The following is a 26,947-nucleotide window of genomic DNA, read 5'->3' on the forward strand; positions in this document are numbered from 1 at the left end:
CGAGAGGGCGGTCGAGGCGCTGTTCCTTGGTCACCCGCCTCGTGGGCTTTCCTGTGGGCGCGTTCCGCGGGGGCGTCCGGATGGGGTGGTGACACGCTCTTGCCTTATCGATCCGGTGTCACGCCCAGATGCTCGAGGCTCTCGTAAGTGAGGGCACCGTGCGCCAGGCCGTTCTGCCGCTGGTAAGCCAGCAGTGCGTGGTGGGTTTGCCTGCCGAACTTGCCGTCGATGGGGCCTGGGTCGAAGCCGGCCTGCTTCAAGGCTCCCTGGAGCGTTTGCACGAGGGCGGGCGTGAGCTCGTGATCGCACACGGCGCGGCGGAATACGACGCTGGGCTCGCCTTCATAATGGGTGGCGATGAGGCGCTTGATCTCGGGGGGGAGCTGCTGTTCGTCGACGTGCTCGGGGCTGGTGATTTCCTGCACCCGGAGATTCGCGGTCCGCGGGGCAATGTCGATGGGGACTGCGCGGGCCGGGATCTCGATCACCCAGCGCGAGACCTCCTTGTAGACGGCCGGCTCGACCACCTCGCGGGTGGTTTCCGGCTGCACCAGGATCTTGCGCTTGATGGTCTGGGTCTTCGCCGGGATGAGTCGCGAGCAGAGGGTCTGCACGGGCATGTCGGGCGCGCGACGGGCGGTGGAGACCTTGCAGCGCTCAAGGACGGTGCGTTCCGCTTCGATCTCGATAGTCACCTCACGCTCTTCGAACACGGCCGGCACGACGACCGAACGGCGAATCTCCGGACGCACCATGACTTTCTCGCTGATGCGCTTGTATACCGGCGGCTCGATGCGGTAGGTGACGCCTCCTTCGCGCACGATGATCTCCTTCTGGGCCGCCTCCACCATCGCCGGGGTGATCTCGATGTCGTTGACGGCATCGCGTACGACGATCTCCAAGGGCTTCTGCACCGGCTTGGGATTGATCACTGCCTGCACCCAGCACTCGCCCGGGCGGATGGTGGGCTGGCTGGCAGGAAACAGGGGCTGGGGGGGGGCGGTCGACGCTGCGGTCGCGGATGCCGCGGCCTGGGGCACGGGTTGTGCGGATGGCTTGATGGCTTCGGCCTGAGGCGAAGGGGGGAGCGTTGCGGCCGGCGTGTTGCTGGCCGAGGGTGCTCCATCGGGGATGTTCGCGCATCCGGCCAGGCTCATGCCCAGCATCATCGACATCAGAAGAGGGGACGGTCTCATCACTTCAGGCCTAGGCATCAAGGTTTCAAGAGCTGCGCTGATCCGCGCTTCCCGAAGGCGCTGGACAGGGTCGCACCGTGCGTCGATCCGCGTCACGGAGACTTGGCTGGCCAAGGACGGTCAGGCGCTTGTGCATGTTACCCGGTTCGTTCGAGCTAGATAATGCCTGAATCAGGACGATCCAGGTGCTGCCAGACCTTGCCCCAAATGCGAAACGCCGACGTGATCGGCGTTTCGTGTGGACTCGGGCATGGGGCGCGAGACGTCGGGCGTGCCTCGGATTCCCGGTCAGGGAGCCTTCTTCGGTGGGTTGGCAAGGATGGCCTCGGTGATGCCCTGTGCCCAGGCCCGGTAGTACTTGCCGGTGTAATGCTGGCCGTCGACGGTCTTCCATTCGTCCGGCTTGGCGAACTTGGTGGAGTCGATATAGGTGCAGGGTGCCACGTTCTCGGCGAGGAACTCGTTCACCCGCGTGACCAGTTCGGGCGCCTTGTTGAAACGCTTGCCCCCCTGGCCCCAGCCCGGGCCGGCCCAGTAACACTGCGCCCCGGTCTCCTTGATCAGACTGGTGAGCGCGGTGACCTCCTGGTAGGCCCAGCTTTTTGGGAACTCGGCGTTGGCATAGGAGCCGATGGTGTCGCCGATGACGACCAGGATGACATCGGTCTTGTCCTTGGCCATGACATCCTTGACGGCGACACCTTCGGCCTGGCCCAGGATTTCGTTGGCTGCGCCCTGGCCGATGCGCTCCGCACGACCGCAGTCGGTCGTCGTCGGCTTGATCCACTTCATCGGCGACGCCCCGCACACCCCGATGGAGTGCACGTTGGCGCCCTGTTCCGTGAGGCTCTCATGCAGCGGATTCATCAGGTAGTGCGGGGTCGCCATGTGGCTCTCGCCAATGACCAGGAAGGTGAGTCCAGCAAGTGCTGCGGTTGCCGACATGAGAGGTCTCCATTCAGGGGGATTGATACGGTCCTTGCCCACTCCGCTCCCCGCTGGATTGGATCGGCGGCCGCGGGACGGGGCGACATGGCGATGGTGCTTGCCGCCCGGAGGTCGCAAGCCACGTCGCATGGGGGGAAACTACACGGCGCCTTAGCTCGGGGTCAATCATAGAAGCCCTTGGCGTACAGGCCCAGGCGCCAGTCAGAGTAGCTGGCGCTCTCCTGCGCACCGAGCGTGATGCCGATGCGCCATTGAGGCGTCAGCGGCCAGGCGCCGTCGGCAAGGGCGCTGTACACAATACCCTTGCCGCTCGAGGCCGGGTATTTGCCGGGCTCCTCGCCTGTCAGCGGGTTGCCGGGCGCGGCAGCCTGCCAGTTCCAGTTGTGGCCGATACCCGCCTGGAGATTCAGCTCCAGCTTGTCCAGATGAGTTTCATACTTGGCTACGGCACCGAGCTGGACGTAGCGATCCGGGCTGAAATAGCCGCCGTGGCCGAACTCGAAGGCGCTGAGGTTGCGCTGGTAATGGCTCAGGATCAGTTCCGGTCCGAGCGACAGGCCTGGGATGGAGGTGATTGGGCGAAGTGCCCGGCTATAGAGTTCGTATTTCTTGTTGTCGGCCACGTTCTCGCCGGCCAAGGAGGCGGCCGTGAGGGAGGCGATGGCGCTCCAATCCCCGAGGCGCCGGTTGCCGCTGAGGGTCAGGCCCGTTTGCAGTACCCGCCCCCAGCCTGCCGAATAGGCGTCGGTCCGTTTGCCGCTGAATGCCAGGAGGCTTTCATCGCTTGGGCGCCTGAACAGGAGGGCGCTGAGCCCCCAGTCTGAGGTGTAGTAGCTGATGCCGGCCTCGCCGATCCACGCGGGGTCGGCCGCGGCTCCCGTATAGATGGTGCGAGGGGCGAGATAGGGAAGCTCGCTTCTGAGCTCTCCCGTGGCGGAGCGGCCGATGCCGAGTCGATAGATCAGGCCATTCTCGCCCGTGTGTCGCCAGAGGGCGTAGAAGCCCTTGCCCGAGACCTCGTCGACATGATCATCGACGCGCTGCCCTTCCAGCTTGAGGCTGATGTTGTCGCTTTCCCCCTGCCAGCTGGCGGTGAGGGCAGAGGTGGTTTGGGTGAGCCGGCCCTCGCCAGGGGTGCCGGCCTTCTCGCGGATCATGCTCTCGAGTTTGACCGTCACGCCCGGGGGGGGCTCGTTGGAGGTGGCGCTGGCCACGGCGAGTTTTCCATCTGGACCGACAGAAAAGCGCTTCCCGCCCGCCTTGATGGCCTCCTTCACCTCAGGGGAGAGCAGTTCAGCCAACGGGCCTGGCTTGGCGTTGGCCTTCTCCAGCAGTTCTTCGTACCGCTTCAGACGATGCAGGCTGAAGGCCAGGCCCTGGGCATTCGAGTTGGCTGGCTTCTTGGCATAGGCGGCCGAGAACTGCTGCGCGGCATCCTCGAGTTTGCCGAGCCGATACTGCGTCCAGCCCAGGAGTTCCAACCCCCCTTCGTCGAGGGCAGCGTGCTGCTCAAGCAAGGCCTGCTCGGCCTCGGAATAGTTGCCCTGGTCAAAGGCGACCTTGGCCTTGTTGACGGCGAAGTTCGCCATTACCCGCTTCCGCTCGGGAGATTTGGGCCCCATTTTCTTGAGGACGTCCTGCATCTCTCCAAGGCGGTTGAAGTGAATCAGCACGTTGGCCAGGATCTCGTAGAACTCGTCGTCGTCCACCAGTTCGGCCGCCTTGCGCGCGGCCATGACGGCCGTCGCCTCGTCGTTGAGGGCCATGGCGGTGTAGGCCATGGCGCCCAGCGTGCCGAAGTCCTCGAGGCGCACGGCGTCGTCCCAGATCTCCTTCATCATGCGCAGGGCATCCTCCTTGCGCCCGGCGTTGGAGGCCTCCGCGATGGCGATCATGGCTTGATCGTATTTCTTCAGGCTTTCATCCCCGCGAGCCTGCTTCGCGGCAAGGCTTGCGTCATCGGCCAGGCCCGAGGGGGCGGCCCCCTCGGCCGGTGGACGGGCGGCCGGGGCGGGCCGCGCAGGAGGATGCCCGTGAGCTACGGCCTCTTGCTGGGGCTTCGATGGCGCCGGGCTTCCCCCACCTGCGGCGGGCTTGTCCTTGGCAGGGCTGGTTTGGGCGGCTTTCTTCACCGCCTCGGAGGCGGGTTGTTTGGCCGCCCCGCGCGGCTGGATTGACTCCATGGCGCCGGTGGGCAGGGCGCTTCTCGCCGGCGCGGGACGCTGCCGCTCCACGCCGACGGCGGGGGGCTTCTGCATCTCCTGAAGGGGCTGGATCGCCTCGATGCTTCCGGAGCGGCGAATCGGGGTCGTTTCCTCGATGTTGGAGGGCGCCGGAATAAGCTCGACTTCAGCCCCGGCGGGCAGGGCATGAAGGAGGATCAGCGGCGACAGATAGACCGGGTATCTCATGGCAACGCTTCGGAGCGAGTCAGGACGAGTTGGGCGAAGAGGGTCAGGGTGCTGCCATAATAGTCCTTCGCGTCGATCGGGGGCCGAGGTCCGGTTGCCTTGTCCAGGCAGCCGGACACGAGGTAGCGGACGGCGCGCTGGGCCAGGGTCAGGGGATAGGCGGCCCGGTCACCGTTCGCTAGATCCACCCAGGCGGGGGCATCGTCGTTCGGCCATGCCTGGAGGAAACCCTGCATCAGGATGGGGTCCTTCATTCCAGACCAGCAGAGATAGATGGGCAGCCTCACCGCCTCGAAGCCCACGCGGCGCTTGGCGGGATCCGACGGCAGCCCGAGATGGTCGTCGGCGTGCAGGATCACCCAGTCCGGCGGCAGCTGGTGAGGGCCGTAGCGGGTCAGGGCCAGCAGGGACAGGCCGGACTTGGGCAGCGCTTGCCAGACCGGGTCGGGGTCGATCCGTGCAAGTGCCTTGAAGGCCGGGAAGACCCAGTAGGAGGGGTTGAGCGTAAGGTTCTCTCCCTCCTTGAAGCCTTGCTGCGCGGGAAGCAGCACGGGGCCGAACGAGGTGGAGGCAATGAGGGTGGCGCGCACACGCTCGGCGATGACTCGCGCCTCGGTGACCCACTCGGGCCGTTTCCAGCGCTCGCCGGCACGCGCGAGGGCCCAGGCGATCAGCAGGTCCCCGTCCGTGGCATTGTTCCAGTCCTGCACCGGCGGATTGCTGTTCGGATTCCATTGCCAGCCGAAGAGCTTGTCCTCGCGCTGCAGGTTCTTCTGCGTCCAGCCCCAGAGGGACTCGAACGTGGCGCGGTCTTCCGCGGCCAGGGCCAGCAGCATGCCGTAGCCTTGGCCCTCGGAATGGCTGATCTGGCGGTTGCCGGTATCGATCACCCGCCCCTCAGGGCTGATGAAGTGGGTCTTGTAGGCCCGCCAGTCGGCGTCGGGCAGCAGCGATGACGCCTGGGCCCCCCCCAAAACCGCCCAGAGAAATCCGCTCATCAGCATCAGTGTCCAAGGTTTCATGGTTGACCTCGACGATGGGCGGCCGGATCAGGCCGCCTGATCCAGTCGGCGTGCACGCTGGCGCAGCAGCCACCAGCTCAGCGTCGCCGCCAGCAGGATGACGGCCAGCGTGATCAGGATCGCCAGCCAGGGGTGGTTGGAGAAGATCTGGCTGCCAGGGCTCATGGCGGACTTTTCACCGATGAACACCTTGTCCGCAGGGTGGGCCTTGGCTGTGGCCTCGCCATCCATGGTCCACAACATGGCGGAGCCATCCATAGCCCCCCAGGTGGAGTGCTCCACCAGACGTTGCGTGCCCTCTTGGAGGTACTGAGCCTGGGCAGCGGTCAGCACCGTGACCGGGATGCCCGTCGAGAGCGAGACGTACTGGACCAGCGCTGCGCTGGCGCCGAGACCATCGCTCAAGGCGAGTTCCGCGCTCGCGTGCTTCTCGACGGACGTCAATTGGACGAGGGGAGTCTGGGGCTGGTCGACCCAGCGCTTGATGCCTTGGCCAACGTCGGTGGCTTGGTGCGACCCCACGTTGAAGGCCTGCCAGCGCTGATTGGGCATGAATGCGGTCATTTCCTTGCGGATCGCTTCCGGAAGCGCACGCTCGGGGCCGACCACGATCAATCCGTCCAGCTCTCCGAGCTTGTCTTGGCTCGACAGGAAGCGGAGCGAAGTCAGTGGCGCCTTGTTGACCTGGCGCAGCTTGGCGATCAGGCTGAGCGCGCTGCTGAGGGTGGCGGGCTCCATGTCCGCGGCCATCACGCCGACGCCCAGGCCGTCGGCGGCACGGGTGTAGGGCAGGCCGGTCCGTGCGAGCAGCCCGAGGTCGGGCAGGCTCATGTAGTCGGCCACCGGCGGCAGTTCGAGGCGGGAATCCTCGAAGATGGAAACCAGCAGGTTTTCGGTGAAGATCGGCTCACAGGCTCCGCCCAGGTCCTCGCCGATTATGGTGGGTACGAATTTCAGCTCGTTGCTGCCAGGGCGGAGGCTGATGGTGGGAATCTTGACCTTGTACTTGAAGAATTGCTCTCCGTGCGGGTCCTGCATGGGCAGGGCCCTGATGAACTGGCCATTGAGCATGATGTTGAGACCGGACTTCTTGTCGAATCCGGCCCCGTAGGCAAAGTTGAGCTCAAGTTCGATGAATGGCTTGGCGGGATCCTGCATCTCGCGGCTGGCCCAGAACTCGAGCCGTGCCGGGGTGGGGTACATGCCCTTTAGCGTGGTCGTCTTGAAACCGAAGTTGGCGAAGCTCGTCCAGCCCTTTTCATCTTCCAGCGGCTTGATGCGCTGATATCCCTGATCCATTCGCAGCTTGGAGACGGAGACATCCGCACGGTCAGGCAGGGCGATGCCGGGCAGGTTCAGCATGGTGGCGGCCTGGCGCACCTGGGCAGGCGTGATGCCGCTGATCACAAGGATCGAGCGGGTGGGGTCCTGGTCGCTCTGGAACAGCCCGATGTAGCCCTCCTTGATGTTCGCGAGGATGTCGGCGCTGACAAAGGGGGCGAGCTGGTCGCGCGTCCCAAGCAGCACGCCGTCCCAGGCCTGGTCCGGCAACTGCACGCCAGGGAAGCGAAGCCGGGGCTCGCCGGCCTTCGCCGGCGCCGGGTTCATTTCGTTGATGCGGACGGCAACCGGCAGGTAATCGAAGGTCGCGGCGATCGACTGGCTGACTTGCGCGGCGGCCTGGCGCAGGTCCTCGTCCTGCCCGAGGCTGCCGCGCGGAATCATCAGTTCGAGGGTGTAGCGATCCAGCCAAAGCCGGCGGTCGAAGATGTCCGTCAGCCTGGCCAGGGATGGGGTGATCGGGCGGCGCGAGGCCTTCAGGCGCAGGGCGGAGTGGGCCGCATCCACTTGGGAGTAAAGCTCCGGTGCCGATGGATCCTCGCACTCGTCGGTGTAGTGCTGGGCGGCGCGGAAACCGATTTCACGAAACCCAGGCCTGAATCCGTCCAGCGGCAGCGCGATGCGGGCGGCGTTGTCGGGCTGATGGGCCTTGACCGGCAATTGGGCGATGACGCGGTTGTCCAGGGTGACGGCGAGCTGCGAGCGGGGGAGCATGGAGATCGAGTTGGTGTACACCATCTCCAGCTTCACGTCCTCGATCTTGAGGCGCTGGGGCACGGGGAGGCTGAGGGCCTTGCGTGCCTCGGCGCCGCGCAGTTCGAGCGGTGCGCGGTTGCCTCCATTGAGCCAGCCGAGCGGGATGCTGTACTCGCCCTCATTGTGACTGAACTGCAGTGCCTCCGAAGGGCTGGCCAGGGCCGCGGGCAGCCCAAGCATGCAGAGGGCGATGGCCCGCAAGGGCCGATGGATGGGCAGTCTCATGAGGGGCTCCTCAGGTCCTTTTGCTTGGATGTGAACAGGGCTTGCAGGCGCTCAAGCAGGCGACCGAAAAACAGTCGCGTAAGGAAGGCGAAATTCCCGAATCCATGCTCGAAGGCCGTCTTGATCAGGAACAGCAGGCCCTCCATCAGGCCGATACGGTGCTGCCGGCGGCGCTGATTGGCTTGGTGCAGGTCGCTGTCGCCGTAGACGAGGGCGATGATCGCGCGTTTTTCCTCGAGTGTCTGCGGTTCGAACAGGAGGCCGAGCTCCCAGCGCTGGGCGCCTACGTACTGGTGCCTGACCAGGCGGGCAGGGATCTCGACCGTCTTCATGTCCCAGGCCCGGATGTTCACCCTGAGCTTGACCTTCTGCTGCTTTGGAAGGCCCTGCCTCGAGAGGATGCCGGCTCCGGCATGGCTGAGGTCGATCATCCGGATGGGGAGTTCTTCTGTGTGGAGCATGAGTGTGGCCGGAATATCAATCAGCTGGGCCGGGATGCGGTAGGCCGAGCGCTTTTGCGCCTTTTCCAGCATGACGCCAATGGCGGCCAGCGAGTAGACCATGTTGACGATGGTGATGGTCATCGTCAGGGTGATGACGCCGAGGTCCTCGGGGACGACATAGAGCCGGATCACGCCGGCGATGATGCAGACGATGTCGATCACCAGCATCACGTAGAAGGGCAGGGCCAGCTGCGAGATGAAGTTCTCTTCCAGCCGCTCCCCTTTCGGGGTCACGGCAAAGGACGGGGAGCGCGGATTGCGCAGGACGTTGAGGATGGCCGGCAGCGCGTGCACGGACTGGATGGTCTCGTACAGTTCCGAGATCAGCGGCCAGCGGGTGCGCCCATAGAGGATGTTGGCCAGGATCATCGCGGCCAGGACGTGGGGAATCGCGTAGGCCACCAGGTCCAGGGGGATGAAGGCGTCGACGATCTGGAGCGAGAACAGCAGGTAGAGCGAGGGCGCGATGAAAAAGATGAGACGCGCGAAGGGGAAGAACCAGAAGAACACCGACGAGGTGTAGGCCAGGCGCTGGGCGATGCTCATCCTGGGCTGGCGCCAGGGGTTCTTGAGCAGGAAGATCTGCACCATGCCTTGCGCCCAGCGCGTGCGCTGCACGATGAAGCTGGAGAATGTCTCCGGCTGCAGGCCGGCGACCATGGGCTTGCCGAAATACACGCTGTTCAGGCCGTGCTGGCCGTGCAGGGCCATGGCGGTCTCGGCATCCTCGGTGATGGTCTCGCCGGCGATCCCGCCGATGCGGTCAAGGTGGCTGCGGCGCAGCACGGCCGCGGAGCCGCAGAAGAACGAGGCATTCCAGAAGTCCAGGCCGTGCTGGATCACGGTGTAGAACATCTCGTTTTCGCTGGGCATCTGCTCGTAGGTGCGCAGGTTGCGCTCCAGCGGGTCGGGGTTGATGAAATAGTGCGGCGTCTGGACCAGGAACAGGTCGGGGTCCTTGAGGAAGAAGCCGACGGTGTTTTCCAGAATGTCCACGGTGGGGATGTGGTCTGCGTCAAGGATCAGCACCAGTTCGCCGCGGCAGTGATCCCGGAGCGCGGTGTTGAGGTTTCCCGCCTTGGCATGCTCGTTTCGCTCCCGCGTCACGTAGATCGCGCCGACCTTCTCACACAGCGCTTGGAGGGTGTGGTGCCGCGCCCATGATTGCGCGGCGATGTCGGGACGGTTACGGCGCTGGACGGTGCCGCCGTCGTCGCAGAGGTAGACCTTGAAGCGGTGGCGCGGGTAGCGGACCTGGGTCGCGGCCAGCAGGGTCAGCTCCAGCAGCTCCGGATCCTCGTTGTAGGTCGGGATCAGGATGTCGACGGTCGGCAGCTGGTCGGGATCGTCGGGGAGCTTGGGCGGGGTGCGGCTGGTCGGGTAGGCGTTGACGAAGGCCCCGATCAGGTAGATGGCCAAGCCGTAGAGTTCCGCGCCGAGCAGCAGCAGGGCGCCGATCGTGCTCATGGGGTCGTGGTAGCTGATCGTGTAGTTGATGCGCCAGGAGATGTAGCGCAGGCTGATGTAGGCGGCCAGCAGGATGGCGATCAGGCGCAGCCATCTCATCTCACGGGCCTGGTGGGTCTCGAGCCGGTCCACGCTCCACATGATGAGGAAAAGGATGCCGACGAATACCCCCACCAGGAGTGCCTGGGTGTCGCGCGGGAGCGGCTGGTACGCTAGCCAGAGCAGGGCGAAGATGGCGGCCAGCCACAACACCATGCCCTGGCGGGCGAGCAGGGGCTCGAGGATGCCTCGGAAGCGCTCCGTGCCCATTTAGATGGCGGGGCGGTCGAGTTCGCGGCGCAGCTCGAGGGCGAGCTTGTCCAGCTCGGCGCGCAGCTGATCCATGGTGGGCCTCGGCGCAAGCGTGCTGCTGTTCTGGTTGGCCTCGGCTGTGGTCACGTGCGTCTCCTTGTCGCTCGAAGCGGGTTCGCCCTGCTGGGCGAGCATGATGGCCATTTTTTCCAGCAGCTCGCGTATGGCGGCAAGTTCCGCGGCGGGGTCAGCGGAGGGCGCCGTCGGGCTAGGAGCGGCGGCTTGCGGCACCTCGATGGTCCGGGTGGAGGTCGGGTCGTCCTGCGGCTCGCTGGGCGGGGATGTCTCGCCAGCCGTTTCCGGTGATGAGTCCGGCTGCTGCCCGGGAGGAGGCGAGGCCTGGGCTTCCCGTGAGATCAGCAGGTGCAGCAGGGTCTCGAACTTGCCGTCCAGTGCCGACAGACGTTGTTCGAGCTCGGGCAGGGGCTTGGTCTTCTCTTCGGATGCAGGCGTGGCGGGAGGCTCGGCCGCAGGCGGCGGGGCCTGTTCCAGCTCCAGGAGTCGTTGCCGCACCAGTTCGTTCACGAGGTCGGGAAGATCGTTGAAGCTCTTGTGCAACTGAGCCTTGAGCTTGTTCGTTTCCCGGGTGAGCAGCACGTTGTTGCCGGCGATGTAGACCAGGAACCCGAGCGCGATGCCCCATTGCGGCCCGAGGAGCAGCGTTGAAGCCAGCGCCGTGCCGAGGGCACCGAAGGTCAGAATGGTGCGCATAAGCTCTTGCCTTGGATGGATGGGGATATGTCAGTGGCGTGCATGGCTCACCTCCGGACCTTCCTTCTCGACACAAAGAGGCCCCTGCCCGCCCGCCGCCGTCTGGCATGCCTTGGCAGGTGGTGTCTGTGCGAGACTGGCGTGACGCGCGGATAAGGCCACCTGGCTGGCCAGCAGGGCGCGATCGATATCCTGAAGCGGCTCCTGCAACACTCGCTCGGTCATTTCCCAGACAATCCAGGGGGTGGGGGCCTCGTTTTGTGCTTCCTGCTCAAGAAACTCGGACATGGATTGCGCAAAGCCGCCCCCGTCGCGGGCGAGGTTGCCCACTTCGCTTGCCAGCGCCGCGGCGAGGAAATCGGCAAAGTGGGCGTTGCGAGAGAACGATGTGCCGATCAAGGCGACCCTCTGATGGGCGGCATCACCGAACAGGGCATCGGCGCTCACTTCCGTTGCTTTTTGGGCACTGGCGGAAAAATGCATGCCGGCGACCTGATCGGGGGCGGGGCGCCAGGCCTCGGGCAGCCCGTCCAGGCCAGCCAGGCGAACGAGATCGCCCCAGCGTGGCCGGATATCCGTCGGATGATGCTCGATCAGGGTGGGGGAGGCAGGCGCGAAGCCCATGGCCTTGAGCTGGGCGGCCACGGCGCTTGCCGCAGCCTCGGCGCCTGCAAGGCTCCAGTGGGTGTCGGTCCGGTCGAAGGCGGCGCCCTGGCTCTGCTTGACGGGGGCCAGGGCGGTCCTGAGGTCCACCACCGTCACGCCGGCGGACGCAAGGCCGCGGACCCACTGATCATAGCGGGTATCAAGTGCGGCGGGGCGTGGCAGGTCGCAGAGGTGGTCGCGCTCGATCCGGGTCTTGTCGGGTACCAGCGCGACCACAAGCCGGCTGCCCCGCGCCGCCAGTGCCGCGTGTAGTTTGAGCGCGATGTCCAGGCGCTCCTCGGCATTTTGCGCGGCATTCCGGTGCGGTTTCAGCTCGTCCATCAGGAACAGCCAGCCAGGACAGCCTTGCTGGACGCGCGGGCCGGTGTCGTTGAAGGCCAGCCAGCCGATCTCACGCTGGCGTTGGCCCAGCCACTCGGCCAGGGGGGTGCTGCGCAGGTCCTCCGCCAGGGCGCGCATGGGCTTGCCGGCGGTGAAGTCGTCCCAGCCGTTCGCCCTGGTCTTGACCAGGCCGCCGTCACTCAAGGTGACCAGGTTGCTGACCCCGAAGCCGAGCAGCAGCGCGCCGAAGGCGGCGATGAAGGTCCAGGCCTGCCAGCGCGTGCGAATCAGGGCGTTGTGGAGTTCCTGGGACATCGGCTCAGAACTGGAAGTACAGGAAGGGGGAGGCGCCACGGCTGGCCATCAGGGCGGTGGCGCTGAAGAGGGCCAATACCGGCCACAGCGCCAGCGTGTCACGGGCGAGGAGCGGCATCGGCAGGGCCATGTCCAAGCGTTCGCGCCAGAGCGGCCAGGTGGCTGCAATGGCGGCCAGCGCCAGGGTCAGGAGGTGCACGGGGCGCAGCACGGAGGCGACTTCGGCGCTCAGTGCGTAGCCATGCATACCGAGCTGGCCCTGGTACATGGCCCAGGCGGTGGCGAGATCGGGGGCGCGGAACAGGATCCAGGCCGAGAATACGAATGCCATGGTCAGCGACCAGGCCGCGAGTGCGGGGAGTTTCGGGCCGCCGTGCTGCTCCCAGAAACGCTGGATGACCATCGCCAGCCCGTGCAGCAGGCCCCAGAGCAGGAAATTCAGGCTGTCGGCGCCGTGCCACAGGCCGGAGATCGCCATCACCAGCATCAGGTTGAGGTACACGCGCCAGGCGGCCACGCGGCTGCCGCCGAGAGGGATGTAGAGGTAGTCGCGCAGCCAGCTGCCGAGAGTCATGTGCCAGCGACGCCAGAACTCCTGGATCGAGCGCGAGATGTAGGGTGCATTGAAGTTTTCTGGGAAGCGGAAGCCGAGCATCTGGCCGATGCCGATGGCCATGGCGCTGTAGCCGGCGAAGTCGAAGAACAGCTGCATGCCGTAGGTGAGGGCCCCGAGCCAGGCATCGGCCATGGTCGGCTGGGGTACGGCGAAGCAGGCGTCGGCCAGCGGGGCCAGGGTGTCTGCGATGATGACCTTCATCGACAGTCCGATCATGAAGTAGCGCAGGCCGGCCGCAACGTGCTGGACGTCGAAGGGCCGGCCATGCAGCTCCTTCTCGACGTGCGAATAGCGCACGATGGGGCCGGCGATCAGCTGGGAGAACATCGCCTTGTAGGCGGCAAAGGCGATGAAGTCGCGCTCGACGTGGACGGTCCGCCGATAGACATCGACGATGTAGGAGATGCCCTGTAGGACGATGAATGAGATGCCGATCGGCAGGATCAGCCGTTCCCAGACGAAGCCATGCCCCTGCGCCGCAAAGAGTGGCTGGATCAGCGATTCGACGATCAGGTTGGCGTACTTGTAGAACGCCAGCAGCCCGGCGAGGGCGGTGATCGACAGGGCCACCAGGGCTTTGCGCATGCGCGCCTGTTGCGTCCGCCCCAGCGCAAGCCCGGTCCCCCAGGCCACGATCGTCACGCTCACCAGGACCCACAGGAAGGCGGGGCTCCACCACGCATAGAAGATCCAGCTGAAGATCAGCAGGGTGAGGTTGCGCCACGCCCTTGGGCTGAGGGCGTAGGCGAGAAGGAACAGCGGGAAGAAGAGCGTCAGGAACTCAAGCGAGGCGAAGACCATTCATGGCGCCTTCTTGGGGGGCGATGCCGGTGCCATGCTCATGGCATCCGGTCGAGGATGGGCATGATGCGCGGCCCTTCGCTTGTCGGCCGCACGAGCAGCGTCCAGCGCTCTCCCGCGCGCAGGCTGCCCAGGTCGGTCGGGGAGCCGGTGCGCTTGCCCTGGCAGTAGAGGTCGACGTTCAGGGCGACCGGGTTGATCTGGCGGCGCTTGATGGCTCGTGGAGCCACATCCTCGACAATCGCCACGTCCTTGCCAGTGAGCTTGATCGTGGCCGAGGGGCAGTCCGCGGCGAGGTTCAGCAGGCCGAGGGATACCTTGAAAGCACTGAAGTCGGTGGGGCTTTCCCGGCCAAGCTCGACCTTCCAGCCCGAGGCGCCATCCGGAATGGCCGCGACCGTGACGAATTCGCTGGGCTGAACCGAGACCTCCACGGCCTCGCTCTTGCCGCCATGGCTGAGGGTTGCCCCGAGCGGGGCGCGGGCCTTCACCGCCTGCCAACTGGTGCTGTTGTTCTCGGCGCTCAATTCGAGGCGGGCGTCTTTGCCCGCGCGGACCTCCAGCGGGCCTCCGAGCGCATCGACGAAGCGGATGAACGCGGCGTCTTCCGCCGGTCCCGTCGGGTAGAGCTTGGGTTCAGCATGAACGGGAAACTGGGCCAGGAGGCCCAGTGCGAGTGATCCGGTCAGAAACTTTTTCATGGGGCTTTCTTGGGCGGTTGACTGATGATGGCGTCAGCGATGGCCGATGCCCACTTCTTGTAGCCGCCGCCCAGGTAGTGCTGGCCGTCCAGGGTCTTCCACTCGCCGGGCTGGGAGAACTTGGTCGAGTCGATATAGGTGCAGGGGGCGACGTTCTCGCTGAGGAACTGGTTGAGTTCCTCGACCCGCGGATAGGTCTTGCCGAAGCGACCGCCCTCGGTGCCCCAGCCCGGGCCGACCCAGTAGCAGGCCGTGCCGGTGTCGCTGATCGCCTTGGTCAGGGAGGAGACTTGCTGGTAGGCCCAGGATTTCGGGAATTCGGGGTTCTTGTAGGAGCCGATGGTGTCGCCGATCACCACGACGACCGCGTCCGGCTTGTCCTGGGCGATCAGCTCCTTGATGGGGGTGGTGGTCGCGCCGTCGTTGATCCGTACGGCCTCCGCTTCTCCCCTGCGCTCGGCGCGGCCGCAGTCACCCGGCGAGACCTTGAGCCAGTCCGAGGCATGCGCACCGCATACGCCAATCGAGTGAACCTGCGCGCCTTGCTCCATCAGGCGGTCGTGCAGTGGGCCGATCAGGTAGGTGGGGGTGGCGAGATGGCTGTCCCCGATCACTAGTAAGCTCAAACCCATCAGCGCAGCGGCCGGCATCATTCATCTCCTTGTGTTCGTGTCTGTCGGTCTGTACGGAGCGATCCAAGGCGGGCCCAGGAGCGCGTGGCGAAAGACCGTATCGCGGCGCGAAGCCTAGCGCAAAAACTTGATTTTACATTGGGTTTTTTGCATGACAAGCCGCACCGGCTCAGGCCGAGCCGCCTGGGGAGGCTCGGTGGCGAGGGCGCTTTTCATCCTTCTGTCGGCCAGCCGGGCGGAATCTTGAGCAGGGCTGTGGACAGGCGGGTCATGATTTCGGAGGCCAGGTCCGGCGCATAGGCTTGCGCCGGGCGCTGGCCCCATACGGGGGCAGGCCAGGCCGGGTCATGCTGGTAGCGCGCGATGTGATGGATGTGCAGCTGGGGAACCACGTTCCCCAGCGCGGCAATGTTCATCTTGTCGGGTCGGAACAGATCACTCATGACGCGGGCCACGAACGTGGATTCGCGCATGAGCTGTTGCTGGTCGGCATCAATCAGCTCGAAGATCTCGCGGATGCCTGGGCGCTGCGGCACCAGGATCAGCCAAGGGTAGTTCGCGTCGTTCATCAGCAGCACGCGGCAGAGCGGCAGGCGGGTGACTTCGACGGTGTCGGCGGCGAGGCGCGGGTGCAGTTCGAAGGTGCTCGGGCTCATCATGGCGAGGACTGGCTGCTTTCTTGCTGGGGATCGAGGTGCAGCACAAGGGTGACGCGGCGGTTCTGCGCGCGTGACGCAGGACTGTCGTTGGGGGCGACGGGGCGAGTGTCAGCATAGCCGATGGCGCGCATGCGCTCGGCCGGCACGCCGCGTGCGATGAAGTAGCGCAGTACGGCGGCGGCGCGTCCCGCGGACAGCTCCCAGTTGGAGGGATAGCGGATATTGCGGATCGGGGTGTTGTCGGTATGGCCTTCGATCGACACGCCGTAGCGGTTCCCCTTGAGCAGCTCGGCGATACGGTCGAGAACCGGCAGGCCCGCTTCGGCGAGGTTGGCGGTGCCGGCGGCGAACAGGATGCTGTCCGGGATCTGCAGGTTGATCTGCCCCTTTTGCACGCTGACCTGGACGTCATTGCCCAGCGCCTTGAAGGCCGGATCCAGCTCCACGGCCGGTGCCGGTACGGGGGGGGATGGCTCGATCGGCGGGCTTGGCGTTTCGGCGGACGATGGCTCGACCGGCGCAGCGGGCCGTCCCGTGCCCTCGGCGGGCTGCGTTTCACGGCTGACGGCGTAGCGCTCCGGCTCGAAGCTCGCGAAGGCGACGATGAACACGAACATCACCAGCAGCAGCGACATCAGGTCGCCGAAGGTCATCAGCCAGCTGTGCTCGTCCTCGGCTTCGTCGCGCGCGCTCGTGTCCCAGGCCTGCAGCCATGGGCGGTGACGGATCGAATGCGCGGCGTGCCGGGCGCTGGCGCCTTCCTGGTCCGGGGGCGCATGGGCTAGGCTTACGGCCTGGGTCCGCTCGGCGGCCGAGAGGGGCCCGGTTGAGGTGGGATCAGCCACGGCGAGTCCGGGTGGGAAGGCCTGTCGGGCGGCCCTCGTCGCGCAGCTCGTCCTCGTACTGGGCGAGGAAGGAGTGCACGGCCTCGCGCAGGAAGGCCGGGCTGCGCTTTTCGTGCATCATCATCACGCCCTCGACCACCATGTTCATCAGCATCACGCGCTGCTCGGTGCGGCGCTCGAGCTTGAGGGCCACGGGCTTGAACACGAGGTTGGCGAGGATGATGCCATACAGGGTGGTGATCATGGCGAGCGCCATGTTCTTGCCGATGTGCTCGAAGCCGGCGGCATCCATGCCGGAGAGCATGTTGATCAGGCCGAGCAGGGTGCCGAGCATGCCGAAGGCTGGGGCGAAGGTCGCCATGGTGCGGAAGATCTGCGCCTCCGCCCGTTCGCGCGCCCGCATGCGCGCGATGCGCCATTGCAAGAGGCTGGTGATGTCGTCGGTGCTGGAGCCATCCAGCACCAGCTGAATGCCGGTCCGCAGGAAGGGGTTCTTGATCATGTTCAGGCGCTCATCCGCCTTCTGCAGCTGGCCCTGGAACATCAGCTTGCTGACGTCGACCAGCTCGTCCAGGTCCTGGCGCGCGTAGAGCTTCTCGTTGCGCAGGACGATGCCGAACACCTTGAACACATTGCGCAGCTCGCTGATCGGATAGCTGATCAGCGTGGCGGCGATGGTCCCGCCCAGCACCATGATCAGGCTGGGCAGGTTGAGGAACATCCAGAAGTCCTCGGTGGTCAGGGCGATGGAGCCGCCGATCAGGGCGAGGCCGATGAGGATGCCGAGGATGGTGGAAACGTTCATGGGGGACCTGATGCCAATCCGTGCCACCATACTATAAAGCCTGTGGCGGAGAATCCTTCGCATGCCCCTGTTCGACAGCCACTGCCACCTTGCCGATGGACGGCTCGCGCCTATCCGGACGGTCGTGCTGCAACGGGCCCGGCGGGTTGGGGTGGGGGCGTTGATCGGGGTGGCTGCCGAGGCGCGCGACTGGCCGGTGTTGCTGCGCCTTGGCCGGCGCCATCCGGACATCGGGGTGGCCCTGGGCCTCCATCCCTGGTTTGCCCACCCTTCCTGTGCGTTGGCGCGCCTGCCCGTGTGGGTGGAGCACGCTCAGGCCGTAGCGGTGGGCGAGTGCGGGCTGGACTTCGGCCGCGGTCGGCCCAGTCGCGAGGAGCAGGAGCAGTGGCTGCTGCCACAGCTGCGCCTTGCGCGCGAGCGCGACCTGCCCGTCATCCTGCATGCGCACAAGAGCGAGGATGTGCTGGCCATGCATCTCGGTCGCCTGTCCGGCCTGCGCGGGGTGGTGCACGGTTTCCATGGCAGTCTGCAGCAGGCGGAACGCTTCCTGAAGCTCGGCTTCCATCTCGGTATCGGTGGGGCCATCACCCATCCCCGTGCGACCAGGCTTCGGGCCGTCGTGGCCGCCCTGCCGCCCGAGCGTCTGCTGCTCGAGAGCGATGCCCCTGACCAGCCACCGTATGGCCGGGAGGTTCCCAACGAGCCGGCCTATGTCACCGATACCCTGGCTGTGCTGGCTGGGCTGCATGACCAGCCCCCCGCGGCGATGGCGGCCATCACATGGCAGAATGCCGCCTCCCTGTTCCGCCTCCCGAGACCTTCCCAATGACACCCGACATGCACCAGCGCACCCGCATTCTGCTTGGCGACGAGGGACTGGCGCGGCTCACCGCCAAGCACGTACTCATCGCCGGGGTCGGCGGCGTGGGCGGCTCGGTGGCCGAGGCGGTGGCGCGGGCGGGCATCGGCCGCATCACCCTCCTCGACCACGACGAGGTCAACCTCACCAACCTCAACCGCCAGCTGGTCGCGCTGCACTCCACCCTCGGGCGCAGGAAGGCGGAGGCGATGGCCGAGCGGCTGCGCGACATCTGTCCCGATCTGGCCGTGGATGTGCGCCTCGAGTTCCTGCGCCAGGAACAGGCCGAGGGCTTGATCCGCACCGGGGGCTTTGATCTCGTGCTCGACTGCATCGACAGCATTGCCTGCAAGGCGGCGCTGATCCATGCCTGCCAGCGCCACCACGTCCCCGTATTTTCCAGTCTCGGCGCGGGCGGGCGGCTGGATGTGAGCAAGGTGGGCGTGAGCAGCCTCAACCAGACCCACACCTGCCCGCTCGCCCGCGAGCTGCGCAAGGCCCTGCGCGAGCGTGGCGCGGCCCTGAACACCCCGGTGGTCTATTCCTGGGAAACACCGATCAAGGCCCTGCCCCACGAGCCGGTCGGCGGCGACGTGCCCGGCCGCGCCCGGGCGGTGAACGGCACCATCAGCTACATGCCCAACCTGTTCGGCATGATGCTGGCAGGGGCGGCGATCCAGCGGCTGCTGGAGGAGTGAGCAAATCGTCACCCCACCCGGCAAATTCTTGAGGGCCTGCTACGCTTGAACTGTAAACCTTAGTAAAGGGAGGTTGATCATGCGTCGCATATTCAAGGGCATCCTCTCCTGGATGCTGATCCTCATCGGAGGGGCGGCCCTCTTCGCCTGTGGAGGCGGCGGTTCGACATACGATCCTTACATGGGGGCAACGCCGCCTGGAAGCCTGGGGGCACAAACAGGTGTCGCAGGCGAGGTAAACCGAATTGAGTGGGTGAAGTCAGAGCCCGCTCTCATAACCCTGAGAGGGGTGGGCGGGCTGCCGGATGTGACGGCCCCTGACCCCGAAGACAATACCGATACCGGATATCTCCAGCAGACGTCCAAAGTGACTTTCAGGGTAGTGGACAAGAATGGCCTCGGTGTGTCCAACCAGATGGTCAGTTTTGGTCTGGATACTTATGTCGGTGGCTTGGCGCTCAGTGATGCCGCCAAAAAGACTGATGGGAATGGTTTTGTCTACGTCGTGGTTTCCTCGGGGAGCGTATCCACGCCGATCTGGCTGACCGCGACCATCGCCGGGCGCAATGACATTCCTGCCCAATCTGTCAAGCTGGTGGTGACAACCGGTGTGCCGACCCAGGAATCCTTCACGGTTGGGCCCGATGTTCTCAATCCCGAGGCGTATGACATCGTCAATAATGCATCGCCCGTGAAGATCACGGTCAATCTGTCCGACCGCAATCGCAACCAGGTTGCCGACGGTACGGCGGTGGTGTTTATGGCTGAAGGTGGGCAAATAGGTGACAGCTGCCTGACGCATGATGGCAAGTGCACCGTACAGTGGGTGGGAGCTCGTCCTCTACCCACGGATGGGCGCGTGAACATCTTGGCCTTTGCAATCGGCGAAGAATCATTCCGGGACATTGACTCAGATGGTTACAAAGATCCGAATGAGTCTTGGACGGATATCGGCGAGGCGTTCCTGGATGAGAACGAGAATGGCCGTTGGGATGGTGAGCCGTATCGCGATTTCAATAGTAATGGCCAGTACGATGGGGAAGATGGCGTTTACACCGGCTGGCTGTGCGACCCGAATGGTTCGCAAGGACTCGATGGAGATGAGGGGCTTTGCCCTGGGCGGCATTCGTTGCATGTATTCGGTAACATGACATTGGTGGCTGCAGAATCCAATGCTGCGATCAGTCACAGCGTAACTGGCAGTGTGGTGACCTTGTCAGTATCGGGATATCGCACCCATCAGGTGATGCCATATGGCACCACCATTACGGTCACTCCGCCTCCGGGAGCCACGGCGACTCCCGCTTCGTTCACCGTGCCTAACACGCTATCCACAGGGCCTGGAAAAACAGTGTTCACCTTCACAGCCAGCGGCGCCGGGCTTTATCAGGTTGAAGTGAAGACGCCCTCGGGCGCAGTGACTGCGTACAGCTTCACGTTATAAACCACAGATATCTCCCTTAGCGGGGAGATGCCTTGCTCTGTTCTAGGCCTCGAAGAGTGGTGACGCACCCCATCGAAAATCGATGGGGTGTTGTTTTTGGGCGAGTTAAAAGCTTGCGCCAGCCAGAAGCTGCGGCTCTTCGCGAATAACGAGGGAGGATGTTTGCGTCATTCATGGGATGCCTGGCTGTGTGAGCACGCCCAGGCGCGTTTGATACGGGCTCAACCGCGGAGCAGCGGTGGGGGCAGGCTTGCTGACAATACGCACCACGCGCTGCGGAGATGTCCACCCCGGCTGTGTCAAAGGCGCGCTTCACAGGTGGCGGTGGATTCGCTCCTGACCTCGAGTTGGCGGTCTGGGCGGGGCTTCACGCGCAGCCTGAGCATCAGCTCGGAGTTGGCGAAGTTGTCCAGCCCCAAGATGTCCATCACCTGGTCCGCCAAGGTCATGAAGACGCCGATGATGACGTCCTGCGCGGGGTTCTGTGCGGATGAAGCCGACCGCGAGACCGACGATTCCGGCGGGGGCGAGGATGGGGGCGTCTCCAAAACCGACGGCATGCGTAGCTGGCGCATGCCTGCTCCCCCGGGCGGCTACTTTCACCCTATCTCTTTGAGCAGTTCCTGGAATTCGTCGCGAGGCCGGTTTCGCTTGCTCGTGACGGTTTTTCGCTGCGCCCCAAAGTCGGTTTTTTCCCTCAAGGTTGGCTGGCGCGTTGGAAAACCAACCGCCCCGCCACCCAGGTATGGGTGATCTGGCCATTGAAGTCCCATCCATGGAACGGGGTATTGCGGCCGCGGCTGAGCATGGTGTCGGCGTCCAAGGTCCAGGAGGCTTCGCGGTCGAACAGGCACAGGTCGGCGCGTAGCCCTGCGGCGATGCCGCCCGCCTTGAGGCTGAGCAGCCTGGCCGGGGCCGAGGTGACGCGCTGAAGGGCGTCGTGCAGGGGCAGGATGCCTTCTTCGGTCAGGCGCAGGGTCAGGGGCAGCAGGGTTTCCAGGCTGGAGATGCCGGGCTCGACCTCGGGGAAGGGGGCGGCCTTGGCATCGCCCTCGTGCGGCTGGTGGTCGGAATGGATGACCGAGATCACTCCGCGTGCCACGCCTTCGCGCAGCGCATCGCGGTCGCGCAGGGTGCGCAGCGGCGGGATGACGTGGGTGTTGGGGTCGAAGGCGTCGGTGTCCATCTCGGACAGGAACAGCTGGTGGGCGCTCACTCCGCCGGAGACCGGCAGACCGTCGTCGATGGCGCGCTCCAGAAGGCGCACGGCCAGGGCCGAGGAGAGGTTGGTGAAGTGCACGCGCGCGCCCGTCTCTTCGACCAGGGCCAGCACCTGGGTCATGGCGGCGGTCTCGGCTGCGACCGGGATGCCCGGCAGGCCGAGGCGGCTCGCCACGGCGCCCTCATGGGCGCAGCCTTTGGCGGCGAGCGACGGATCCTGCGGCTGGACGATGACCAGGATGCCGAAGGTGGCGGCATATTCGAGCGCCCGGCGCAGGATGGCGAGGCTTTCGACGGGCTGCAACGCGTTGGTCACGGCCACGCAGCCCGCCTCCTTCAGGTCCACCATCTCCGCCAGCCGCTTGCCCTGCAAGCCTTGGGTGAGGGCGCCGATGGACATGATGCGTGCCCCGCCGGCCAGCTGGGCACGGCGCTTGATCAGGCGCACCACGGCCGGGGTGTCGATGACCGGGTCGGTGTCCGGCGGCACGCACACGGTGGTGATGCCGGAGGCGGTGGCGGCGCGCGCCTCGCTCTCCACCGTGGCCTTGTGTTCCTGACCGGGTTCGCGCAGGCGCGCCCAGCTGTCGATCACGCCGGGGATCAGCCAGCGGCCGGTGGCATCCAGCACCTTGTCGGTGGTGAAGCCTGTCGGGGCTTGACCCACGCCAACGATGCCCGCCTTGTCGATGAATACGTCGGTGACGGTATCCAGGCCGCTTGCCGGGTCGATGACCCGCGCGCCGCGGATGATCCAGCGTTCGCAGTCCACGCCGGGCCGGCAGCCTTCAGGGGGGCGCAGATGGTCCATGTCCTGACCTTGGGCGAAGTAGGCGTTATTCATGCTCATTCTTCCCGTGCCCCCATGCAGAGGCTCATCACCGCCATGCGCACGGCGATGCCGTTCGAGACTTGTTGCAGGATGACCGATTGCGGTCCGTCAGCGACCTCGGAGTCGATCTCCACCCCGCGGTTGGCCGGGCCCGGGTGCATGACGATGGCGTCCGGCTTGGCCCAGGCGAGCTTTTCCGGGGTGAGGCCGTAGAGGCGGAAGAATTCGTCCTCAGAGGGCAGGAGGGCGCCTTCCATGCGCTCGCGCTGCAGGCGCAGCATGATGATCACGTCCACGTCCTTGAGACCCTCGCGCATGTCGTGGAACACGCGCACGCCGAGCTTCTCCACTTGCGCGGGCAGCAGCGTGCGCGGGGCGATCACGCGTACCTCGCCGGTGTTGAGGGTATTGAGCGCGTGGATCTGCGAACGCGCCACGCGCGAGTGCAGGATGTCGCCGACGATGGCCACCCGAAGCTTGGTGAAGTCACCCTTGAGCTTGCGGATGGTGAACACGTCCAAGAGGGCCTGGGTGGGGTGGGCGTGGCGGCCGTCGCCTGCATTGAGCACCGACACGTGCGGGGCGACGTGGCGGGCGATGAAGTGCGCCGCGCCGGATTTGTCATGCCGCACCACGAACATGTCGGCCTGCATGGCCTCGATGTTGCGCAGGGTGTCGAGCAGGGACTCACCCTTGGTCGCGGCGGAGGTGCTGATGTTCAGGTTCAGCACGTCGGCGGAGAGGCGCTTGGCCGCGAGCTCGAAGGTGGTGCGGGTGCGGGTGGAGGATTCGAAGAACAGGTTGACCACCGTGCGGCCGCGCAGCAGCGGTACCTTCTTCACCTCGCGCCCGGTGACCGAGAGGAAGGACTCGGCGGTGTCGAGGATGCGGGTGATCCAATCCGGGCCAAGGCCCTCGATGGTCAAAAGATGCTTGAGCCGGCCCTCACCATCGAACTGGATGGCCCAAGGGTCGGGAGCGAGCTTCGGGATCTTGGGGCGGACGAAGACGACGGCCACGACGTGTTACTCCTCGCTGGCTTTCTGTTCGATGGTGAGGCGCAGGGGCTCGGGGCCGTGCAGGACGATCTGCTCATGCGCCTCCAGCGCAAAGTGCTCGCCGATCACGTCGGCCTGGATCGGCAGTTCGCGCCCGGGGCGATCGCACAGTACGGCCAGCAGGACCCGCGCTGGGCGGCCGAAGTCGAACAACTCGTTCATCGCCGCGCGGATGGTGCGGCCGGTTTGGAGGACATCGTCGACCAGGATCACGTCGCGCCCCTCCACGTCGAACGGCAGGTTGGAGGGCGAAACCTGCGGGTGCAGGCCGATGTGGGTGAAGTCGTCGCGGTAGAAGGCGATATTGAGTTTGCCGAGCGGCTCGGAAAGTCCCAGCGCCGCATGCAGGCGCTCGGCCACCCACACCCCGCCGGTGTGGATGCCCACCATCAGCGGGTCGCGCAGCGCGCCCGCGTCGATGCGTTGGCGCAGGGCGTCCGCCATGCGCTGGATCAGGGCCTCGACGTCATGATTCTGCATGATCGCTACCTTTTGCGGAGATGTGTTCGCCAAACCAGGTTTCCAGGATGACCGCGGCGGCGCCGGCGTCGACTGCGGCGGCACGCTTGTCGAAGCCAAGCCTTTGACTGGCCTCGAAGCTGGACAGGCGCTCGTCACAGGTCTCGACCCGCAGTTTGAATCGGCCGTGCAACTGGCGCGCGAAACGCTCGGCCTGCGGGGTGATGGGGTAGTCGCTGCCGTCGTCGCGTCGCGGCATGCCGACCACCACGCCCTCGGGGCGCCATTCGCGCAGCACGCGCTCGATGGCCGGCCAGTCGGGCTGGCCGCGGCTCGTGGTCGGCAGTACGACCAGCGGCCGGGCCGTGCCGGTCACCGCCTGGCCGACCGCCACGCCGATGCGCCGCTCGCCGAAGTCGAAGCCCAGCCACAGGTCGGGCGTGGTCAGGTTCACGCGTGACCGGCCTGCGAGGTCAGCAGATTGAGATCCACGCCGAGCTGGCTGGCAGCAGCCTGCCAGCGCTGTTCCGGCGGGACATCGAACAGGATGTGAGGGGAGGCCGGCGTGCTCAGCCAGGCGTTATCGCGCATTTCCTGTTCGAGCTGGCCCGCGCCCCATCCGGCGAAACCGAGCGCGACCAGGCGCTTGGCGGGGCCTGCGCCATGGCCGATGGCCTGCAGGATGTCGCGCGAGGTGGTCAGGCCGATGTCGTCTGGCAGGTTGAGCGTGCTGTCCCACGGCCCTTGGGGGCTGTGCAGGACGAAGCCGCGCTCGAGCGAAACCGGGCCGCCGAAGTGCACCGGCTGGTCCTTGATCGCATCCGTCTCGGGCACGATGCCAAGGTGGTTCAGGATGTCGCCGAGGGTGATCTCGATCAGCCGGTTGATGACAATGCCCATCGCCCCATCCTCGTTGTGCTCGCAGATGTAGGTGACCGTCTGGGCAAAGTTCGGGTCACCCATCTGCGGCATGGCGATGAGGAAGTGGTGCTTGAGGGAGGTGGTTTCGTCCATGTACATAGTATCGGGCGACGGATGGGGCAGGGGCAAGTGAGTCCTGAGCTCAGCGGGTGTCCAGCCCGCGCCCCGCGTCAAACACCCAGGTGCGGATGATGGTCAGCTGGTCGTACTTCATGCGCAGCTCGGCAGGGAAGGGGGCGAAGGGCGCGGCGAGGCGGACGATGTCCTGTGCGGCCGCATCCAGCACCGGTTCGCCCGAGGATTGGCGTACGCGCATGGCCTGCACCTGGCCCTGGTCATCCAGGTTCACTTCAAGGATCAGCCGCCCGCTCAGGCGCTTGCGACGAGCTTCGTCCGGGAAGTTAAGGTTGCCGATGCGTTCGACCTTCTCCACCCAGGCGCGCAGGTAGGCGGCCTCCGGGCCGTAGGTGGTGTTGGCGGTGAGCACCGTGCTGCGCGCGGCGATCTCGTCGCGCAGGCTCTGTTCGAGGATGTCGGTGCGCAGGCGGTTCATCTGCAGGCTGCGCTCGGCGAGGGTCTGGGTGGGGGCGGTCTGCGCAGGCTGCGACTGCGCGGGCTTGGGCCTCACGTCCTCGGCTTTGTTCGGGATGGGCTTGGGTTTGGGGTGCATGGCCTTGGGCGCCGAAGGAGGGGCGCTGGGGGCCTCCTCCGGGGTGCTCGTGGGCGGAGTGGGGGGCGGCGCGGCGAGAGGCTCAGCCTCGGGCGCGCGGGTCTCTTCGGCTCGCTGGTTGGTCTCGGCCACCCTGTCGGGCCGCTCTGGCGGGCGTTCGTCGGGGCGCGGGGTGAGGTCGATCTGCAGGATTGGCAGGGGCGCGGGCAGGGGAGCTTGCCGTGGCATGTGCGCGTGCAGGAACAGGGCGATCACCAACAGGTGGAGCAGCGCGGCCACCGCCATGGCCAAGCCGAGGGACAGGCGGTGGGAGGGCGGGGGAGACCAGGCAGGCGTGAAGCTCATGCATGCCATTAAACCCGAAGTGCTCCCTCCCCTTCCACTGCGGATCGCCGGCCGGCTCGCGCCCGTCCGGTGGGGCGCCTGACGGACCTCAGGCCCGATGCTGCAGGATGCGCAGCGGACGGTCGTTGCGCGCGAGCCGGAGTGCGTCGGCCATGCTGGGCGTGGCGTGCAGGGTGCCGTGCTCGTCCACCAGCAGGACCCGATCCAGCCCCATGCGCTGAATCAGCGCGGGGGCATCGGCCAGGCCGGTGGCGAGCAGTCCGGTGGCAGCGGCGTTGGCGAGCAGGGCGTCCTGCGCGATCACGGTCGCCCCGACCACGCCGCGCGAGGGCCAGCCGCTGCGCGGGTCGATGATATGGTTGTAGCTGACGCCCTTGTGGGTGAAGCGCTTGCGATAGCTGCCGGAGGTGAAGACGGCCAGGTCGCCGCGGATGTCCAGCCAGCCCAGCGGCCCTTCGGTGAACGGGTCCTGAATGGCGACCCGCCAAGGGCGGTGGCCGGCCTGCCCTCTCACCAGCAGGTCGCCGCTGGCGTCGATCAGGGCATCACGCACGCCGAGCTCGGCGAGGCGCTGGGCGGCAAGCTCGGCGGCCCACCCCTCGGCCATCGCGTTGAAGTCGAGCAGGACGTGCGTGTTGCGGCAGCGTATCCGGTCGCCGTCGATCTCAAGATCGCTCATGCGCGGCGGCGGGGTCATCAGGCGGTCGATCTCGGCCTGGGGCGGGGGCTCGCGTTCCTGGTTGGGCTGGCTGGAGTGAAACCCCCACAGTTTGACGAGGGCCCCCACGGCAGGGGAGAAGGCGCCTCCGCTTGCGGCTTCCAGTTCCCGGCCGCGCTCGATGATGCCGCGCAGGCGGGCGTCGAGCGGTGTCCAGTCGCCCGAGGCCAGGGCGGCATTCAGCCGGGTCAGGGGGGAATCCTGCCAGGGGTGCAGCACGGCGTATTCGCGTTTGAAGATCGCCTCAAGCTCGCCCAACGCCGCCGTCATGGCGATGGGCGCCGTGTCGGGCAGGCTGAGTTGGGTGAGCATGCCGTAGAGCAAAAAGCCCTCGGTCTGGATGCGGGGTTCACGGGAGCACCCGGCAAGCGGGGCCAGGGCTGAGAGGGTGAGCAGGCCGAGGAAGGTTCGACGGGGCTGATGCATGACC

The 26,947-nt window shown here is 65.9% G+C and carries 25 protein-coding genes; 3 read left to right on the forward strand and 22 right to left on the reverse strand.

What is annotated here, in order from left to right; genetic code table 11:
• Positions 1-104: 104 nt before the first annotated feature.
• The 14 genes from V6D91_RS08470 to V6D91_RS08535 form a co-directional block, all read right to left on the reverse strand.
• Positions 105-1,157: a peptidoglycan-binding domain-containing protein gene (locus V6D91_RS08470; protein ID WP_347319532.1), complete on the reverse strand. Its 1,053-nt coding sequence runs from the start codon at positions 1,155-1,157 to the stop codon at positions 105-107.
• A 327-nt stretch (positions 1,158-1,484) separates the two neighbouring features.
• Positions 1,485-2,141, reverse strand: a complete 657-nt coding sequence (locus V6D91_RS08475) for a hypothetical protein (protein WP_347319534.1) — start codon at positions 2,139-2,141, stop codon at positions 1,485-1,487.
• Between the two features lie 164 nt (positions 2,142-2,305).
• A complete protein-coding gene (locus V6D91_RS08480; protein WP_347319536.1) occupies positions 2,306-4,555 on the reverse strand; it encodes a cellulose synthase subunit BcsC-related outer membrane protein in 2,250 nt (749 codons plus the stop codon).
• Positions 4,552-5,577 carry a glycosyl hydrolase family 8 gene (locus tag V6D91_RS08485; protein WP_347319538.1) on the reverse strand — a complete coding sequence of 342 codons (1,026 nt, stop codon included), beginning with the start codon at positions 5,575-5,577 and terminating at the stop codon, positions 4,552-4,554. Before V6D91_RS08485 ends, V6D91_RS08480 begins: the two co-directional genes overlap by 4 nt.
• Positions 5,578-5,604: 27 nt before the next feature.
• Positions 5,605-7,899 (reverse strand): cellulose biosynthesis cyclic di-GMP-binding regulatory protein BcsB, encoded by a 2,295-nt coding sequence (locus tag V6D91_RS08490; protein ID WP_347319540.1) that lies wholly within the window; start codon positions 7,897-7,899, stop codon positions 5,605-5,607.
• Positions 7,896-10,178, reverse strand: a complete 2,283-nt coding sequence (bcsA, locus tag V6D91_RS08495) for a UDP-forming cellulose synthase catalytic subunit (RefSeq protein WP_347319542.1) — start codon at positions 10,176-10,178, stop codon at positions 7,896-7,898. The genes V6D91_RS08490 and bcsA overlap by 4 nt, the downstream gene beginning before the upstream one ends.
• A complete protein-coding gene (locus V6D91_RS08500; protein ID WP_347319544.1) occupies positions 10,179-10,931 on the reverse strand; it encodes a hypothetical protein in 753 nt (250 codons plus the stop codon).
• A 30-nt stretch (positions 10,932-10,961) separates the two neighbouring features.
• A complete protein-coding gene (locus V6D91_RS08505; protein ID WP_347319546.1) occupies positions 10,962-12,233 on the reverse strand; it encodes a hypothetical protein in 1,272 nt (423 codons plus the stop codon).
• Positions 12,234-12,237: 4 nt separating this feature from the next.
• Positions 12,238-13,650 (reverse strand): MBOAT family protein, encoded by a 1,413-nt coding sequence (locus tag V6D91_RS08510; RefSeq protein ID WP_347319548.1) that lies wholly within the window; start codon positions 13,648-13,650, stop codon positions 12,238-12,240.
• Between the two features lie 38 nt (positions 13,651-13,688).
• Positions 13,689-14,351 carry an alginate O-acetyltransferase AlgF gene (locus V6D91_RS08515; RefSeq protein ID WP_347319550.1) on the reverse strand — a complete coding sequence of 221 codons (663 nt, stop codon included), beginning with the start codon at positions 14,349-14,351 and terminating at the stop codon, positions 13,689-13,691.
• Entirely contained in the window at positions 14,348-15,001 is a 654-nt protein-coding gene (locus V6D91_RS08520) for an SGNH/GDSL hydrolase family protein (RefSeq protein WP_347319552.1), read from the reverse strand. Before V6D91_RS08520 ends, V6D91_RS08515 begins: the two co-directional genes overlap by 4 nt.
• A gap of 194 nt (positions 15,002-15,195) precedes the next feature.
• Positions 15,196-15,642: an HIT domain-containing protein gene (locus V6D91_RS08525; protein ID WP_347319554.1), complete on the reverse strand. Its 447-nt coding sequence runs from the start codon at positions 15,640-15,642 to the stop codon at positions 15,196-15,198.
• Positions 15,639-16,487 (reverse strand): OmpA family protein, encoded by an 849-nt coding sequence (locus V6D91_RS08530; protein WP_347319555.1) that lies wholly within the window; start codon positions 16,485-16,487, stop codon positions 15,639-15,641. Before V6D91_RS08530 ends, V6D91_RS08525 begins: the two co-directional genes overlap by 4 nt.
• Positions 16,480-17,292 carry a MotA/TolQ/ExbB proton channel family protein gene (locus V6D91_RS08535; RefSeq protein ID WP_347319557.1) on the reverse strand — a complete coding sequence of 271 codons (813 nt, stop codon included), beginning with the start codon at positions 17,290-17,292 and terminating at the stop codon, positions 16,480-16,482. Before V6D91_RS08535 ends, V6D91_RS08530 begins: the two co-directional genes overlap by 8 nt.
• 61 nt (positions 17,293-17,353) lie before the next feature.
• Here V6D91_RS08535 and V6D91_RS08540 point away from each other — a divergent pair, with 61 nt between their 5' ends.
• From V6D91_RS08540 to V6D91_RS08550, 3 genes are all read left to right on the forward strand, one after another.
• Positions 17,354-18,121 (forward strand): TatD family hydrolase, encoded by a 768-nt coding sequence (locus V6D91_RS08540; protein WP_347319559.1) that lies wholly within the window; start codon positions 17,354-17,356, stop codon positions 18,119-18,121.
• Positions 18,122-18,129: 8 nt separating this feature from the next.
• Positions 18,130-18,849: a tRNA threonylcarbamoyladenosine dehydratase gene (locus V6D91_RS08545; protein ID WP_347319561.1), complete on the forward strand. Its 720-nt coding sequence runs from the start codon at positions 18,130-18,132 to the stop codon at positions 18,847-18,849.
• Between the two features lie 79 nt (positions 18,850-18,928).
• Positions 18,929-20,293 carry a hypothetical protein gene (locus V6D91_RS08550; protein WP_347319563.1) on the forward strand — a complete coding sequence of 455 codons (1,365 nt, stop codon included), beginning with the start codon at positions 18,929-18,931 and terminating at the stop codon, positions 20,291-20,293.
• A gap of 299 nt (positions 20,294-20,592) precedes the next feature.
• Here the strand turns inward: V6D91_RS08550 and V6D91_RS08555 are convergent, their stop codons facing one another.
• From V6D91_RS08555 to V6D91_RS08590, 8 genes are all read right to left on the reverse strand, one after another.
• On the reverse strand, positions 20,593-20,868 hold the full coding sequence (locus V6D91_RS08555; protein WP_347319565.1) for a hypothetical protein: 276 nt from the start codon (positions 20,866-20,868) through the stop codon (positions 20,593-20,595).
• 122 nt (positions 20,869-20,990) lie between these two features.
• Complete coding sequence (locus V6D91_RS08560) at positions 20,991-22,325, reverse strand: dihydroorotase (protein ID WP_347319731.1); 1,335 nt, start codon at positions 22,323-22,325, stop codon at positions 20,991-20,993.
• 35 nt (positions 22,326-22,360) lie between these two features.
• Positions 22,361-23,338 (reverse strand): aspartate carbamoyltransferase catalytic subunit, encoded by a 978-nt coding sequence (locus V6D91_RS08565; RefSeq protein ID WP_347319733.1) that lies wholly within the window; start codon positions 23,336-23,338, stop codon positions 22,361-22,363.
• A gap of 33 nt (positions 23,339-23,371) precedes the next feature.
• Positions 23,372-23,884 carry a bifunctional pyr operon transcriptional regulator/uracil phosphoribosyltransferase PyrR gene (pyrR, locus tag V6D91_RS08570; RefSeq protein ID WP_347319566.1) on the reverse strand — a complete coding sequence of 171 codons (513 nt, stop codon included), beginning with the start codon at positions 23,882-23,884 and terminating at the stop codon, positions 23,372-23,374.
• Complete coding sequence (ruvX, locus tag V6D91_RS08575; protein WP_347319568.1) at positions 23,871-24,317, reverse strand: Holliday junction resolvase RuvX; 447 nt, start codon at positions 24,315-24,317, stop codon at positions 23,871-23,873. Before ruvX ends, pyrR begins: the two co-directional genes overlap by 14 nt.
• Positions 24,314-24,877 (reverse strand): YqgE/AlgH family protein, encoded by a 564-nt coding sequence (locus V6D91_RS08580; RefSeq protein WP_347319570.1) that lies wholly within the window; start codon positions 24,875-24,877, stop codon positions 24,314-24,316. Before V6D91_RS08580 ends, ruvX begins: the two co-directional genes overlap by 4 nt.
• Before the next feature lie 49 nt (positions 24,878-24,926).
• Positions 24,927-25,799, reverse strand: a complete 873-nt coding sequence (locus tag V6D91_RS08585; protein ID WP_347319572.1) for an energy transducer TonB — start codon at positions 25,797-25,799, stop codon at positions 24,927-24,929.
• Between the two features lie 88 nt (positions 25,800-25,887).
• Entirely contained in the window at positions 25,888-26,943 is a 1,056-nt protein-coding gene (locus V6D91_RS08590; RefSeq protein ID WP_347319574.1) for an FAD:protein FMN transferase, read from the reverse strand.
• Positions 26,944-26,947: the final 4 nt, after the last annotated feature.

The sequence above is a fragment of the Thiofaba sp. EF100 genome (assembly GCF_039822285.1).
In the GTDB taxonomy this organism is placed as follows: Bacteria; Pseudomonadota; Gammaproteobacteria; order Halothiobacillales; family Halothiobacillaceae; genus Thiofaba.

What these genes read in the sequence shown, in the direction of transcription:
- V6D91_RS08470 (WP_347319532.1), bottom strand. Translation starts at nt 1,157, where the DNA reads ATGAGCCTGGCCGGATGCGCGAACATCCCCGATGGAGCACCCTCGGCC.
- V6D91_RS08475 (WP_347319534.1), bottom strand. Translation starts at nt 2,141, where the DNA reads ATGTCGGCAACCGCAGCACTTGCTGGACTCACCTTCCTGGTCATTGGC.
- V6D91_RS08480 (WP_347319536.1), bottom strand. Translation starts at nt 4,555, where the DNA reads ATGAGATACCCGGTCTATCTGTCGCCGCTGATCCTCCTTCATGCCCTG.
- V6D91_RS08485 (WP_347319538.1), bottom strand. Translation starts at nt 5,577, where the DNA reads ATGAAACCTTGGACACTGATGCTGATGAGCGGATTTCTCTGGGCGGTT.
- V6D91_RS08490 (WP_347319540.1), bottom strand. Translation starts at nt 7,899, where the DNA reads ATGAGACTGCCCATCCATCGGCCCTTGCGGGCCATCGCCCTCTGCATG.
- bcsA (WP_347319542.1), bottom strand. Translation starts at nt 10,178, where the DNA reads ATGGGCACGGAGCGCTTCCGAGGCATCCTCGAGCCCCTGCTCGCCCGC.
- V6D91_RS08500 (WP_347319544.1), bottom strand. Translation starts at nt 10,931, where the DNA reads ATGCGCACCATTCTGACCTTCGGTGCCCTCGGCACGGCGCTGGCTTCA.
- V6D91_RS08505 (WP_347319546.1), bottom strand. Translation starts at nt 12,233, where the DNA reads ATGTCCCAGGAACTCCACAACGCCCTGATTCGCACGCGCTGGCAGGCC.
- V6D91_RS08510 (WP_347319548.1), bottom strand. Translation starts at nt 13,650, where the DNA reads ATGGTCTTCGCCTCGCTTGAGTTCCTGACGCTCTTCTTCCCGCTGTTC.
- V6D91_RS08515 (WP_347319550.1), bottom strand. Translation starts at nt 14,351, where the DNA reads ATGAAAAAGTTTCTGACCGGATCACTCGCACTGGGCCTCCTGGCCCAG.
- V6D91_RS08520 (WP_347319552.1), bottom strand. Translation starts at nt 15,001, where the DNA reads ATGCCGGCCGCTGCGCTGATGGGTTTGAGCTTACTAGTGATCGGGGAC.
- V6D91_RS08525 (WP_347319554.1), bottom strand. Translation starts at nt 15,642, where the DNA reads ATGATGAGCCCGAGCACCTTCGAACTGCACCCGCGCCTCGCCGCCGAC.
- V6D91_RS08535 (WP_347319557.1), bottom strand. Translation starts at nt 17,292, where the DNA reads ATGAACGTTTCCACCATCCTCGGCATCCTCATCGGCCTCGCCCTGATC.
- V6D91_RS08540 (WP_347319559.1), top strand. Translation starts at nt 17,354, where the DNA reads ATGCCCCTGTTCGACAGCCACTGCCACCTTGCCGATGGACGGCTCGCG.
- V6D91_RS08545 (WP_347319561.1), top strand. Translation starts at nt 18,130, where the DNA reads ATGCACCAGCGCACCCGCATTCTGCTTGGCGACGAGGGACTGGCGCGG.
- V6D91_RS08550 (WP_347319563.1), top strand. Translation starts at nt 18,929, where the DNA reads ATGCGTCGCATATTCAAGGGCATCCTCTCCTGGATGCTGATCCTCATC.
- V6D91_RS08555 (WP_347319565.1), bottom strand. Translation starts at nt 20,868, where the DNA reads ATGCGCCAGCTACGCATGCCGTCGGTTTTGGAGACGCCCCCATCCTCG.
- V6D91_RS08560 (WP_347319731.1), bottom strand. Translation starts at nt 22,325, where the DNA reads ATGGACCATCTGCGCCCCCCTGAAGGCTGCCGGCCCGGCGTGGACTGC.
- pyrR (WP_347319566.1), bottom strand. Translation starts at nt 23,884, where the DNA reads ATGCAGAATCATGACGTCGAGGCCCTGATCCAGCGCATGGCGGACGCC.
- V6D91_RS08580 (WP_347319570.1), bottom strand. Translation starts at nt 24,877, where the DNA reads ATGGACGAAACCACCTCCCTCAAGCACCACTTCCTCATCGCCATGCCG.
- V6D91_RS08585 (WP_347319572.1), bottom strand. Translation starts at nt 25,799, where the DNA reads ATGAGCTTCACGCCTGCCTGGTCTCCCCCGCCCTCCCACCGCCTGTCC.
- V6D91_RS08590 (WP_347319574.1), bottom strand. Translation starts at nt 26,943, where the DNA reads ATGCATCAGCCCCGTCGAACCTTCCTCGGCCTGCTCACCCTCTCAGCC.